The 14,288-nt window shown below is 38.1% G+C and carries 11 protein-coding genes; 6 read left to right on the top strand and 5 right to left on the bottom strand.

What is annotated here, in order from left to right:
• Nucleotides 1-41: 41 nt before the first annotated feature.
• From HCJ55_RS12805 to HCJ55_RS12795, 3 genes are all read right to left on the bottom strand, one after another.
• Nucleotides 42-971: a site-specific integrase gene (locus tag HCJ55_RS12805; RefSeq protein WP_185518482.1), complete on the bottom strand. Its 930-nt coding sequence runs from the start codon at nt 969-971 to the stop codon at nt 42-44.
• A gap of 67 nt (nt 972-1,038) precedes the next feature.
• Entirely contained in the window at nt 1,039-2,253 is a 1,215-nt protein-coding gene (locus tag HCJ55_RS12800) for a restriction endonuclease subunit S (protein WP_311773399.1), read from the bottom strand.
• Nucleotides 2,254-2,308: 55 nt separating this feature from the next.
• Nucleotides 2,309-3,625 carry a 6-phospho-beta-glucosidase gene (locus HCJ55_RS12795; protein WP_026749764.1) on the bottom strand — a complete coding sequence of 439 codons (1,317 nt, stop codon included), beginning with the start codon at nt 3,623-3,625 and terminating at the stop codon, nt 2,309-2,311.
• A 202-nt stretch (nt 3,626-3,827) separates the two neighbouring features.
• On the opposite strand from HCJ55_RS12795, the gene HCJ55_RS12790 reads away from it, so the two are divergent.
• Nucleotides 3,828-4,580 carry a MurR/RpiR family transcriptional regulator gene (locus tag HCJ55_RS12790; protein WP_185503116.1) on the top strand — a complete coding sequence of 251 codons (753 nt, stop codon included), beginning with the start codon at nt 3,828-3,830 and terminating at the stop codon, nt 4,578-4,580.
• 105 nt (nt 4,581-4,685) lie between these two features.
• Complete coding sequence (locus HCJ55_RS12785; RefSeq protein ID WP_120138280.1) at nt 4,686-5,129, top strand: DUF2798 domain-containing protein; 444 nt, start codon at nt 4,686-4,688, stop codon at nt 5,127-5,129.
• A 45-nt stretch (nt 5,130-5,174) separates the two neighbouring features.
• Here HCJ55_RS12785 and HCJ55_RS12780 read toward each other — a convergent pair whose 3' ends face one another.
• Both HCJ55_RS12780 and HCJ55_RS12775 read right to left on the bottom strand, forming a co-directional pair.
• Nucleotides 5,175-6,836 (bottom strand): SulP family inorganic anion transporter, encoded by a 1,662-nt coding sequence (locus HCJ55_RS12780; protein WP_185518478.1) that lies wholly within the window; start codon nt 6,834-6,836, stop codon nt 5,175-5,177.
• Nucleotides 6,837-7,008: 172 nt separating this feature from the next.
• Nucleotides 7,009-7,749 (bottom strand): MerR family transcriptional regulator, encoded by a 741-nt coding sequence (locus HCJ55_RS12775; protein ID WP_185506700.1) that lies wholly within the window; start codon nt 7,747-7,749, stop codon nt 7,009-7,011.
• Between the two features lie 238 nt (nt 7,750-7,987).
• On the opposite strand from HCJ55_RS12775, the gene wsfD reads away from it, so the two are divergent.
• The 4 genes from wsfD to HCJ55_RS12755 are packed head-to-tail and all read left to right on the top strand — an operon-like array spanning nt 7,988 to nt 14,274.
• Nucleotides 7,988-9,463 carry a glycan biosynthesis hexose transferase WsfD gene (wsfD, locus tag HCJ55_RS12770; RefSeq protein ID WP_185518476.1) on the top strand — a complete coding sequence of 492 codons (1,476 nt, stop codon included), beginning with the start codon at nt 7,988-7,990 and terminating at the stop codon, nt 9,461-9,463.
• A complete protein-coding gene (locus HCJ55_RS12765) occupies nt 9,456-10,952 on the top strand; it encodes a DUF2334 domain-containing protein (RefSeq protein ID WP_185518475.1) in 1,497 nt (498 codons plus the stop codon). The genes wsfD and HCJ55_RS12765 overlap by 8 nt, the downstream gene beginning before the upstream one ends.
• 10 nt (nt 10,953-10,962) lie before the next feature.
• Complete coding sequence (locus HCJ55_RS12760; RefSeq protein ID WP_185518473.1) at nt 10,963-12,213, top strand: glycosyltransferase family 2 protein; 1,251 nt, start codon at nt 10,963-10,965, stop codon at nt 12,211-12,213.
• A 15-nt stretch (nt 12,214-12,228) separates the two neighbouring features.
• Nucleotides 12,229-14,274, top strand: a complete 2,046-nt coding sequence (locus HCJ55_RS12755) for a cellulose biosynthesis cyclic di-GMP-binding regulatory protein BcsB (protein WP_185518471.1) — start codon at nt 12,229-12,231, stop codon at nt 14,272-14,274.
• Nucleotides 14,275-14,288 lie beyond the last annotated feature (14 nt).

The raw sequence follows: 14,288 nt of genomic DNA, 5'->3' as shown, positions 1-14,288 counted from the left end.
AAAACCCATCTAATTGCTGAAGATTAGATGGGTTTATTAATTCACATTAGCATTGATAAATGCCGTATAATTTTATCATTATCTTGATTTTCCAATTCCTGAATAATATGAATGTATGTTTCCTGAGTAGTAGTCATACTTGAATGCCCTAACCTATTCGCAACGCTTGCAATTGAAACTCCAGCAAATAACAGTAAAGAAGCATGGGTATGTCGTAAACTATGAACTGTGATAGTTGGTATATTTGCGTTTTCACACAACACCTTTAAACGATTATTAATTGTAGAATTGAATACTCTGCTTTTAACAAAAATCGGTTTATCCGAATCTTTCATTTTAATTAACTGAGAAAATTGCATTGCTAATTGCCAATCAATTTGAATCTTTCTATTGGAAGATTCGTTTTTTGTCGGCTGAAAAGAACCAGTAACCATTTTGTAATCCCAGGTTTTGTTAATAATAATTTTTTGTTTGGAAAAATCGAAGTCTGAAGGGGTTAGAGCTAATGCTTCTGAAAATCGAAGCCCAGTTTTAATGATTAATAGAATAAACCAATCCCAATTTATATCCTCCTTTAAATTTAATTCTTTTAATAACGCTTGTACTTCAAATTGATTTAAAAATTTTGCTTTTTTAGGTCGAGGTGTTTTTCCTTTAATCACAATTTTTCTTGTGGGGTTTTGACTGATCACACCTTCATCTACAGCATCTAAAATAGCTCCTTTCAGATGATGATGGAAATCCATGGTAGTTTGTTTCTCATGAGTAAGTGCATAACTATTTAGCAGTTGCTGATAAGTATAACGATCTAGATCCTTTATTTTTAAATCTGGTGCAAGTTCTTGAATTTTTTGTTCTGTTACGTAGTATTTCTGCAGGGTAATTGAACGTATTGCTCCAACTTTATAAAGATCTACCCATTCTTTAAAATACTCATGAAATGTTTGTTCTTTTCTCTTTTTCGCTTTCATAAAAAACCTCCTAAGATAATAAATAGATGAGTTAATCACCTTTTATTATTATCTTAGGAGTTAGTTTTTAAATAAACATTTTTTTTAAATAAGTTTTTTTGAGGATACTTAGTTTCTCTAATTTATTTTGGTGAAGAATTAAAATATTTTCTAACTGTTGGAAAAATAATCCTATTTTCTTCTGCTCCTCATTATTCAATGGTATATTTAGCTCTATTTCAAAAAAATCTGAAGCAGCTATATTTAATAAGCCATGATTTCTGGCACCCTCTGTAGCAAATTGTGATACTGCACGATACCAATAAGTCGAGTCAAAATATTTTGTAAGAAAATCTGAATTAATTTTGATTGGTTTAAAAATAATATATAGAGTTGATAGTACTCCCATATCATAATTATCCAATCTCTTAACTACGCCCCAAGGATATCCCTTCGAATAAGATTTATTATATGCAAATTCACCATTTTTCACTAAAAAATAACCTCTAATATTTCGACTTGCAACTATTTTATTAAAATATTCATTTTGGTCGATTAAGCCATCTTGAGCTGATATTGTCAAGGGTAAAGTAGATTCTAGTTCTTTATTTTTTCTAGTAATTTTCTCAGTAATACTTTTTAACTTACGCTGTTCCCACATAGCATCAAAATCAGTAAACCTCACGTTAGGAATCTCCTTATCATTATTAGGGAACATTTGCTGTAAGAACCCTTTCTTCATCAGCTTTAAAGCATCTAACTTACGCTGATGAAGAGCGATAGTGTCATCTAACTGAGTAAAAAATAGACCAATCTTGTATTGCTCATCAAAAGTTGGATATAAAGCAATAAAATTTTCAACTTGTGATTTTGATAGATTTGTTTGAGTAACACCACTATCGAATTTTAGAAAATAATTATTTCGATTCATTCTGAAATTCAAAAATATTGGATCAATATTTTCATTTGGAGTAATACCAGCAATTCGTTGATTTAAAGTATATTTACCATCTTCTTTCACAAGAAAGAGTTTTGCCAGTGCTTTACCATTTGGCAAGTCACTTAACACCATGGCAATCTCTCCATCAAAGATTGGTTCAACTTGTTCATTTGTATATCGTTGAACTTTTCCATTAGTTGAAATAAATTTTGAATTGATAATTGTATATTTCCCATCTTCATCTTCAACTTGTTCGTGAGCTTTTCCATTTCGATAATTAGCAATATCCCTCAACTTACGCTGTTCCCAAGCTCGAAATGGTAAGTTAAAGTAGTGAGAAATTACATAAAAAAGAGGCAACACAAGATGCCTCTTTCAAAAAACTATTAACTTAAAAAGATCTGTATCTACATTCTACTTATTTAAAGAAATTCGGTAAATACTCTTTATGCGCTTCTAACATTTCGTCAAGAATCTCACGAGCTACAGATTCGCTTGGAGTTAGTGGGTTGATTGTCATTGCGAAAAGGGCTTTGTCGTAATCGCCAGTAACTGCTGCTTCGGCTGTTAGGCGCTCGAAAGTTTTGATTTCTTGGATGATGCCGTTGATAGCGATTGGAAGGCGTCCGCTTGCTAGTGGAATTGGGCCTTGGCGAGTAATAACACAGTTTGTTTCTACTGCGGAATCAGGGTCAATATCAAGGATGGCACCGTTGTTACGAGTATTAACGATTTGAATGTCGCGTTTGTCGTTGTAGATAGAGTTAATTAGGTTACATGCTGCTTCACTGTAGTAAGCGCCGCCGCGTTGTTCTAATTGTTTTGGTTTTTCAGCAAGTTCTTCTTGTTTGTAAAGCTCGAAAAGTTCAGCTTCTACTTTTTTAACAACTTCTGCACGAGTACCATGTTCTGCGTATGCGCGAGCTTGGTCTTCCAGTTGTTGTTTTGTTTGCCAGTAGTAGCGCAAGTAGTCGATTGGAATCATGTTTAGGGTACGTAAGAACGTTTTGTCCCAACCAGTTGCGTTGATGTTTTTAAGGCTTGAGCCAGCTTCATCTTCTGTCATTTTGAAAACAACATCTTTTGTTACGTCTTTGCCATTATGGTAAACAGTTTTCGCGAATACCATGTGGTTTAGACCAACGAACTCTACGTAAATTTCGGAAACGTCTACGCCAAGAGTTTCAGCGATATTGCGTTCGATACCGATAGGGCCGTTACATAAGCCGACAACTTTCTTTTGGTTACTGTAACGAAGAACTGCTTCTGTTACCATTCCAGCAGGGTTAGCAAAGTTGATTAACCAAGCATCTGGGCAAAGGCGTTCCATATCTTTACAAATATCTAAAATTACTGGGATTGTGCGAAGTCCTTTGAACATGCCGCCTGGTCCGTTTGTTTCTTGACCAACTACGCCGTATGAATTCGGGATACGTTCGTCTTTAACACGTGCATCTAATAAACCTACACGTAATTGTGTTGTTACGAAATCAGCGTCTTTTAAAGCTTCTTCGCGGTCGAGTGTTAAATGGATTTCCATGTTAACGCCAGCTTTTTTTACCATGCGTTTTGCTAAATTACCAACGATTTCTAATTTTTCACGACCAGCTTCTACGTCTACTAACCATAGTTCACGAACTGGTAATTCGTCTTGTCGTTTAATAAATCCTTCGATTAGTTCGGGTGTATAACTTGATCCGCCACCAATAGTCGCGATTTTAATACCTTTAGTCATTTATTTATACCTCCAAGGATATTTTTTTGAAAAGGCTTACTTATTTGGTATCACCTTTTCTTCTCACAGTTATAGTATAGGAATTTTATGGAGAAATAGCTAGTATTTGGTTAGGTTTAGGTAAGGATTTTCTAAATAGGAACTTGTCACATTTGAGTAACGAGGTGTTACATGGTAAAATAAAGCGAAAAGAGGTGCGGAAATGCTTTTTTTGGATAAGAATTTGGAATTAAATGATACGGAATTAGACATTTATAATTATATTGTGGCGAATTTAGATAAGGTTGTGTATATGCGAATTCGCGATTTGGCAACGGAAGCGCACGTGAGTACGACGACAATTCTGCGTTTTTGCCGAAAATTTGGGTGTAATGGTTTTTCGGAGTTTCGCGTGAAGTTGCAGCTTTATTTGGAAGAGCAGAAGTTGGCGCAAATTGATATGGCGGATGAGACGACTTATATTGATTTTCTGAAACGCACGGCACAACCGGAGTTTAAAGCGCAAATTCAAAAAGCAGTCGAAATTCTTCGTGACCGCGAACTCGTGTTATTTGCGGGAGTTGGTTCCTCGGGTGTAATTGCTGAATATGGCGCGATTTATTTTTCGTCATTGTTCACGCTGGCACTACATATTGAAGATCCGCTCAACCACCCGTTTTACCATTTATCGAGCAAATTATCGGATAAAATCTGCATGATTGCGATTTCGGTGGAAGGGGAAAATGAGGATATTATTCGCTATATTCACCAGTTGAAGGCACAAAATTGTAAAGTGATCTCGATTACTAATAGCGCGAAATCAACTATTGCGAGGCTTTCTGACGCGAATATTGCTTATTATATTAATAAAGAAATGTACCAGGAAGCGAATATTACGTCCCAATTGCCGGCGCTATATACGATTGAAAATATTGCCCGGGAAATAAGAACCCAGATTGATAATGAGAAGATCTAAAAAGCCAGTTTTGCTTGGATTTCCGAGCAAAACTTTTTTTGTAACAAAATTGTCACTTACGAAGAATTTTTTAATTTGCTACGATAGTTCTTTGGAGGTGAAATTATGTACAGTAATATGAAAGAGAAGGTCGTTTTTACACTTATTATGTGTTCTTTGATGATTTTATGCATGAGCTCTTATAATATCTTTCTTGAAAATGGTATTGGTACAGATTCTTTATTGATTGTTTTAAAAGCATTTGTCCCGTTTCTTTTTATTGGATTTTTATTAGACTTTTTTGTTGTCGGAAAAATTGTGTATCGTCTGCACGCCCTTTTGGTTAGTGAAGATGCTTCGAAATTTAAAAAGATCATTATGATGCAATTATTAATGGTTACGTTTATGTGTGTGCTTATGTCAACGCTTAGCCTGATTGTAAACCAAGGCGAATGGAGTCATTTAGGCGTTCTTATTTTACGCAATTATTTTGTGGCTTTATTTTTGCAAATCTTTATCGTTTCGCCGTTTGTGCGGTTAATTAGTCCGCGGATTTTTGCGCTTTTGTAAAAATGAAAAACGCTTAGTCGAGTTTAGGCCCGGCTAAGCGTTTTATTATTTTTGTTTGGCGTTATAAGCATCGAGTGCGTCTTCCACGGTTTTCTTCGTGTAGCCGTCATCGATAATATAGCCAAGATCGTGTTTTCTAAAGCTTGTTTTCAAATGGTCGATGAGGTCGGCGAAGTAATATTCAATACCTTTATCGTCGAGCCATTTTAGCAAGTCTTTCATTGATTCTGTAGAGGTTGTATCGATATTAATAATCGCGCTAGCTTCGAAAATGACTAATTTAGTATCCTCTTGGACAGCTTCTTTTAGGCCATCTGCGAATTTATTAAAGTTCCCGAAGAAGAGCGATGCACTATAACGATAAATAACGACATTTGGAATTGGTTTTGCTTCTGGTTTACGTTTTAAGTCGAAGTAACCATGACGTCCGTCAATCACGCCAAGGATCGCAATTGGTGATTTCATTGAACGACTTACTACATTAATGAATGATAGGAAAATTCCAAGTAGTACCCCGAAAATTACTCCAACTAAAAGTGTTCCAAGTGCAGCAACGATCCAAACAGTTGCCTCACGACGAGAAACGCGGAACAATCCTTTTAATACATCCACATCAATAATCCCAACTAACGCAGCGAACACGATACCGGAAAGAACTGGTTGTGGCATATAGTAAAGTAAGCCACTTAAGAAGGCAACAATCAGCGCGATAATGACCGCGGCAACAATCGAAACCATTTGTGTTTTGCCACGGAATTGTTCGTTGGCGGCAGTTCTTGATACGCTGGCACTGGCAGGAGAACATCCAGAAAAGGCAGCGACGAAATTGGAAATACCGTAAGCAAATAGTTCGCGGTTATCATCGATTGTATACTTGTTACGCATCGCAAAACTTTCACTTGGTAAAAGCGAACCGGCGAATGTAGCGATAGCACAGACAAACCCACCACCGATAGCAAGCGCCCATGAACTAGCGCCAAAATCTGGAAGCGCTAATGACGGGAATCCGACGGGGATTTTACCAACAATATCAACATTATATTGATCTAATTTGAAGAAATAAGCTGCCATCGTCCCGAGGATTAAAACGACGAGCGACATCGGGATTTTTGGAATAGCTTTTTTGCACGTAATAACGATAATAATGGTCACGACACCCATGGCAAATGAAATCCAATTGGACTGGAAAAACTGTCCGAAAATAATGCCTAGACTAGAGAAGAAACTATCTCCGCTTTCTTTTAGGCCCATTATCTTAGGAATTTGACCCATTATAATGGAAACACTAAGTCCAGAAATGAATCCACTAAGAACAGGGGCAGATATGTATTTTGCAAACCGTCCTAATTTTAATACGGAGAAAAGAACTAAAAACACGGCACAAAAGAATGCGAGAATTGGGGCGAGCGTAATGGCTTCTTTAGATCCAGCTGTAAGTCCGGCTGTTCCTAAAATTATCGACCCTGCGATTGCGCTTGCCGTTGCATCAATCCCGAAAACAAGTTGCGGCGAACTGGCGAAAATAACATAGGCAAGTACCGGTAAAAATGACGCATATAAGCCATAAATAGGCGGTAGCCCGGCTACTTGTGCATAGCCCATTGCAACGGGAATTGTCAGTGCAGCAACACCAACTCCGGAAATGACATCATTTCGTAAATAGGATATCTTATACCCATTTAGTGAAAGTAAGATGTGTTTAAACATAAGTTCCTCCCTTGAAATGTATTTGTATTTCTTATTCTATAGTAGTGCTACTTATTAATGAAATCTTATACTATTTACCCCGTTATTCGTTACGCCAATCCTCTTTTATGTGGATTTTTTCAACTTTTCCAATGAAAAACCACGATTCCTTGATAGGAAATCGTGGCTTTTTTTAATTATTTTTTGCATAAATGTGCATTGCTTCTTTTAAAAAGGCGGATAGTCCCTCACCGAATTGGTCGATATTTTTAGTGAATCGTTCATCGGCAACGTACATTTCTCCAAGGTTTGCGAAGGCTTCTAAGGAATAAATGTTGCCATGGGTATCGTTCAAGTAGTGGAAGAAATGAGCCACGGCTTGTTGGGCTTCTTCGGATTCGGGTTTGGAATTTCGAACAGCAGCTAAATGGCGAAATTCGGCATCAAAGCTCTCTTTTAAGGCGTTTTGTTCTTTTTCAGTCATATTGGTAACTTTTTTATTGGCTTTTTCTACTACTTTATCGCCCCAAAGTTTTTTTGCTTCTTCTTCATATGGATTGGAAGAAAAATCAAAACCAGTGAATTTTTCTTTGTTTGTCATTGTTATTTCTCCTTTTTCGTTCTTGATGGTCTGGTCGAGTGTTGTAAGCATTGCTTCGATTCGCTGTTTTTTCTCTAGTAATAAATGGCGTTGCAAGTCTAGCGCAACCTCTTTATCAAAGTTAGGATCATCAAGAATTTGTTTTATTTTTTTCAAAGGGAAATCGAGTTCTTTAAAGAAAAGAATTTGTTGTAATTTGTCGACGTCTTTTTCTGAATAGATACGATAGCCGTTCCAATCGTCTTTTTGTGGGACGAGTAGACCAATTGTGTCGTAGTGGTGGAGTGTGCGCACACTAACACCAGTGAGTTCAGCTAATTCTTTTGTTTGCATGAATGATTCCTCCTTCTGTTTTTACTATAAAGTATGACGCTGCGTGAGAGTCAAGCATGATTTTGTGTTTATTATAACTCTTTTGGTGGAAAAGTGTTGAAAGAAAATAAGTTGTAGCCGACAACTTTTAACAAAATGAATAAAAGCATGGAAAAAATGACAACATTCTCGTATAATGAAATATAAATGTGTCGAATTTGTGACAATGGTATATCGAGAATATGAAGGGGATAGCATCATGAGGGGAAAAATTAAATCCATTAGTATGTGGCTATGGCACCATCTAACACCGCAAATATTTGCGGTTATTTGTGTTTTTATTATCACGATTATAGCGCTGTTTGTGCCGCCGTATATTGGTATGGCTGACAATGGAGACTTTTTCCGGATATTCTCGAGCAATGGATTATTTGTGAATAATACGAATTATGATGCGCTTCAATTTGGGCATTTTGTGAAAGAGTTTGGGATTTATCAGTATTTTAATGAAAATCAAGTGGCAATTTACTCGTCGCAAAGTATTTTTATCCAAATAGCGCTTCTTTTAAATAAGCTTTTTTGGTCAACCACGGTTTTTGATGTACGTTTTTTAGGCGGGTTACAATTAGCACTTCTTTTGCCGGCGATTTATTTGTTGGTGGCGGGTTTAACGGCGAAAATGAAAGGCTGGCCGGGGTATGTCGTTGCGGCGCTTACGGTATTTATTTTTGCGGATACGGCTTATACAGCTTATTTTAACTCGTTTTTCAGTGAAGGACTTATTTTGATTATGATGCTGTATATTTCGGCGGGATTTTTGCTTTTATATCAGCATAAATATAATGATTATGCGATGCTAGGTTTGATTTTTGTGGCATCACTTATTTTAATTACGGCTAAACAGCAGAACGCGCCGATTGCAGTTGTTATTGCGGTTTGCGGGATCCTCGTATTTTTTATTCGGAAAAATCGGGCGTTTCGGATTTCCGCTGCGGCGACTTTTTTGGTGATTTTCTTGAGCGGGGTAGTGATGTACGCTTTTATTCCCGGGGAGTTTGTGACGATAAATCAGTATCAAACCATGACTCGTGGGGTGTTGCTTGATTCGGAAAATCCGGAGAAATCACTTGAGGAAATGGGGATGAATTCGGAATTCGCTTTACTTAAAGGAACGAATTTTTATCAAAAATATAAAATGGTTGATTTGGATTCGCCGTTGATGGAAAAGGAATTTTATCCTAATTATAATTTTGTCACGGTTTTAAGTTATTATTTGGAAAATCCGAAACAATTCGGGAAAATGCTCGATTTGTCGGCGCAAAATAGTTTTTCGATTCGTCCGTTTGAGATGGGGAATTTTGAAAAGGCGACGGGGTATAAATTTAAAGAGAAAACGCATTTTTTCTCGGCTTATAGTGATATGAAAGAAAAATTTGCTCCGGCGAAATTTACGTTTTTAATTTTATGGGCGCTAGTTTTTCTGATTTGTTATGGGGTGAGTGCGTTTAAACATTTCCGGGAGAAGAATATTCGTGGGACGCTACTGTTTGATTTGATTGTCTTGCTGATTGGTTCCGGGTTTGCGGTGATTTTGGTGACGATTATTGGTGACGGGGAAGCGGATTTGACGAAGCATAATTTCCTATTTAATGTTTGTTTTGATTTAACGATATTAATTGGTGCGGCTTCACTACTCGAGGTTTATTTGAAGAAACGAGGTGAGCGGAATGCGTAAAAAAATCATGATTAGTCTTCTGCTTGCGCTCGTCATTTTAATGGTAAGTGAACGTCCTGTTGCGGCAAAAGCGAATAGTGATGTCATCGTTTTTTATGATAGTTTGGCAAAAGGAACGGCTAACGAGGGGAATATCGACTCGCTACTTCGAATGTTAAATAGTTTGGGCAAACGGGTGACGATTTATTCTTGGGGTGAAAATCCAGATTTAAGTCAAGCGAGCGAAATTATCGTGTTGCAAAATAAAAACGATGGCTTAACAGCTGAATGGGCGGATAAATTAGCTAAAAGCAAGGCGCAAATTGCATATATTGGCGCAAACCCACCGACATTTTTAGCAGATAAATTGCAGCTGAAAACTAAGCCGGTTACAGATACTTCTATCATTTTTCAAACGGAAGCAGGCCTGGCAGGGAAACCGCAACTCATCAATGAAACCAATCTCATTACTTCTTTTAAAGGAGAAGGGTTTGGCGAAATGGATGCGGCGGAAAATGGTAAAGCTGCGTACGGCGTTCGAGCTGGCAACTATGCTTACGCGCCAATGTTTCAAGCCGACAATACGAGCGAATTTGCATTGATGGATTTATTAAAAGCTGTGTTCGAGATTAAAACAACATCCAACCAATATGCGCTTATCACAGATGTGAACCCGTTTGTTGATTTTGATTTACTTAAAAAAACAGCCGATACATTTTATGCAAAGGGGATTCCTTTTATTGTGAGTGCGGGGCCGGTTTTTTATAATCAAGATTTCCAAGCTGCGAAAAATTATGCGGAGATTTTGCGGTATGTTCAGGCGAAAAACGGCACTATTATGATGAATGTTCCAGTAGTTACATACGGAGATAGTCCGCCGGGAGAACTGGAGAGCATCGTCCAGAAATCCGTGCATTTCTTCGCGGAAAATGATGTGGTGCCGGTTGGGGTTACAGCGGAATTATACTGGAATTTTGATAAAGTGTATGGCGTTGAAGGCTTTGCTCCATTTAATACGGGGATTTTACTGCCGAACCAAAAAGTTATCTATACGACGAAAAAAAACAACGGCAGCGCATTTGAAAAGTCACCATATAGCGTGGCGAGTGATTTTTACGCAACGCTGACGGATAGAAAAAATTTCCCGGTCGATATTGCGGTCACTTATTCGTTTTTCAATAATGAGAAGGAAATAAATGCAGCTGCGGACAAACTAGCTGGCGAAAATATTAGTGATTTTAGATTTCAAGATCACAGGGTGAAAACGAGCAAAGATACGATTGAATCAAGCGCTGGTTCGCTGTATATCAATAATCAATCTGTGACACTTGATGGCGATTTGAAATATATTAAAACACATGCGAAAACGGTGAAACAAGCGGGGAGTTTAGAAGGGTTTTTCGGCTATCAAAATACCTTTTTCACGATAGTTATTGTACTTTCGCTTGGTATTATTGGGATTTTGTTTGTTTTTGGGTACCGACTTTACATGAAAAAATATATGAAATGAGGTGAAATAAATGGTTGTTGCAGATTATTTAGCATTATTCGCGGTGGTATGTATTTGGGGACTGTTGTTGATTAATATCGTGTTGATTGTTTCGGGGTACGTTTATTATTTGAAAAATGAAGCGCGAAAAGTCCCGGAAATACCAGCGGAAGTACCATTTGTTTCTGTCATGGTGCCGGCCCATAATGAAGGAAAAGTTATTGTGAAAACAGTGGAGTCGCTGTTGGCGTTTGAATATCCGATTGATCGCTATGAAATTATAGTCATCAATGATAATTCGTCGGATAATAGCGCAGAACTTTTGGCGGCCATTCAAGCGAAAAATCCGACACGCTTGTTGAAAATTATTAATACCGATAACATCACGGGTGGTAAAGGGAAATCGAATGCACTCAATATCGGATTTGCGGAAAGTCGCGGTGAACTGGTGGCGATTTACGATGCGGATAATACGCCAGAACGGCAAGCGTTAAGGATTCTGGTTGGCGAGATTACGAATGATGCGAAACTTGGCGCGGTTATTGGTAAATTCAGGACGCGAAATCGAAACGCCAGCTGGCTCACACGCTTCATTAATATCGAAACGCTAAGCTTTCAGTGGATGGCTCAGGCCGGCAGATGGGCGCTATTCAAACTATGCACAATCCCGGGTACCAATTTTATCGTGAGAAGATCGCTCTTGGAAGAAATCGGTGGCTGGGACGTGAAAGCTGTCGCCGAAGATACCGAAATCAGTTTCAGGATTTATATGATGGGTTACCGGATTAAATTTCAAGCGAAGGCCGTCACTTGGGAACAAGAACCACAAACTTTGCCAGTCTGGTTTAAACAACGCTCCAGATGGGCAAAGGGCAATATCTACGTGATTTTGAAAAACGTTCCGCTACTTTTCAAACGAGAAGGTAGACGCGTTCGTTTTGATATTTTGTACTTTTTATCGATTTACTTTTTACTATTAACTTCCTTGATTGTTAGTGATATTTTACTTGTTTTATATGCGCTTGGACTTGTACATACAACACTTGCTGGCCTCAGCGGAGCGCTTTGGTTACTTGCTATTTTACTTTTTGTTGCAGGGACTTTTATTACGCTCACCACTGAAAAAGGGGAAATTAGTTTTTCGAATGTGTTATTTATTATGTTGATGTATGTGACTTATTGCCAACTTTGGATGGTGGTCGCCGCATATGGATTCTTTATTTTCTTAAAAGATACTGTACTAAAAAGGGAAACCAAATGGTATAAAACCGAGCGTTTCTAAAAAGGAGAGTGCCTAATGAAAAAATTAGCTGTAATTGGGCTGCTTGTTTTCGCCGTACTATTTCTGTATAGGCCAGACGTTTTCGCAGCAGATAAAAATTATCAAACAGTTTTTGGAACAGATAAAACCGCTCAAGGAAAATTCACAACAACCAAACAAAACTTCACGGTGGAAAATTACTGGGACGTGTCGAGCGCAAATGTGAAGCTTGTTTACACAATTACCCAGCTGAGCGAAAAAGAAGTTTCTACTATGACGCTGAAAATAAACGATGTTGCGTTCTACTCTTTTAAGCCAGATAAAACCGACAAAGGAACGCGACAAATTGAAATCGAAATTCCGAAAGATAAGCTAAAAAAAGGGGTTAACGTTCTATCCATCGAAAGTTTTGTCTACACTGATTTGCCAGATGGCCGTTGTACAATTGATGACACGCCGGCAAACTGGTTGCAATTCGATAAAACGAGTGCGATAAACGTATCTTATTCTGATAAAGCTTTTCAAAACACAATTGCGGACTTTGGCGAGCGATTCACTGGCATTGATACGGTGAAAAGTGGACAAGGCGTAGTAGCTGTTTCGAACAAAGCAGGCGACGCGGAACTTGGCGCAGCACTTGAAGGACTTTCTGGCTTTTCTGCGGCGAACACGTTAGAAGATAAAAATATCGCTTTTGGTCAATACGAAGAAGCTGGAACGCGCGATGGCAAAAATTATGTCACTCTTTTTTCAAGCTATGACAATTTGCCAAATGACCTGAAATCCCAAATACAAGACGATAAAAAACTAGAAAAGCAAGCACTTTTCCAAGTAGTGACAGTAGGAAGTACGAACACTCTAGTGATTACGTCCAAATCAAACGATGCACTTAAAAAAGCTGGTAAACTAATCGCCAACCAAAATTACTTGAGCCAACTTGGAACGAATACCAAATGGCTAACAACGGACGAAAAAATCGATACACCGGCGACTAATGTTGATAAAAACACCAAACTAACAACAACTGGCGATAAACTAAAGGGAATTGGCCACATCACCCAAGATTACTTTATCAGCATGCCAGCCAACCGAAGCGCCTCCACTGGAACCGAAGTATCGCTTGATTTCAGATACGCGCAAAATTTGGATTTCGAGCATTCGTTAGTAACGATTTTAGTGAACGGCAAACCAATCGGCAGCCAAAAACTTTCCGCTAAAAAAGCGAATGACGATAAAGTAACCTTCCAAATTCCAAGCGATTTAAATGTAAAAGGTGATTTTTCAGTTACTGTGGCTTTCGATTTAGTACTAACGAATAATTATTGTGGTTTTATTGCAGATTCCGAAATTCCGTGGGCATATATCACACCAGAATCTGTCATTAACTTGAATACAAGCGAAGAAACAGATTTACTTTTTGAACAATATCCATATCCATTCATTGCGGATGGCGACTTTAACAATGCAGTAGTTGTTGTTCCGGATGAGCTTACAACCGAAGATACCAATTCATTAGCAAATATTTTCAATCTACTAGGTCGCTTCCATGACGGAAATAGAGGCAACCTAACTGCGATGCACGCTACAAACTGGAAAAAGCCGAAAGAAGGCTCGAATATTATCGCAGTTGGCACGATGAACAACAACCCTGTCATAAAAAACGCCAATAACGACCTATATTTCCAGTACAATAAATCAGGAAGCTATTTCCTTTCCAATGAAAAAATCTCAATCGAAAAAAATTACGGCAAACAACTTGGCAGCGTACAATTAATCACATCAGATGGCATGCCGATTCTCGCAGTTACTGGCCCGGGCGCAAAACAAACCGAGCTAGGTTCTGATTTAATCGCAACAAAAGCCAACTTAGCAGAAATTTACGGAGATGGCGCCATTGTTGATACTGACAACACAATCCATTCTTACCGATTCAAAAAAGCATCCGACACAAAAGAAGAAAGTTTTGGGACGAAAATTAGTAATAACAAAGAAGTAACCGTGTTTGGAGCATTCGCGCTACTAACCATTGTTATCCTAATTGTCGCAGTCCTACTAATCTTACGTAAATATCGCCGGAAGTGAGGGAGAAATAAAAA

Source organism: Listeria marthii, from assembly GCF_014227425.1.
Classification (GTDB): domain Bacteria; phylum Bacillota; class Bacilli; order Lactobacillales; family Listeriaceae; genus Listeria; species Listeria marthii.
The sequence above is the reverse complement of the archived record's forward strand: the minus strand, read 5'-3'. Positions and strand labels throughout refer to the sequence as shown.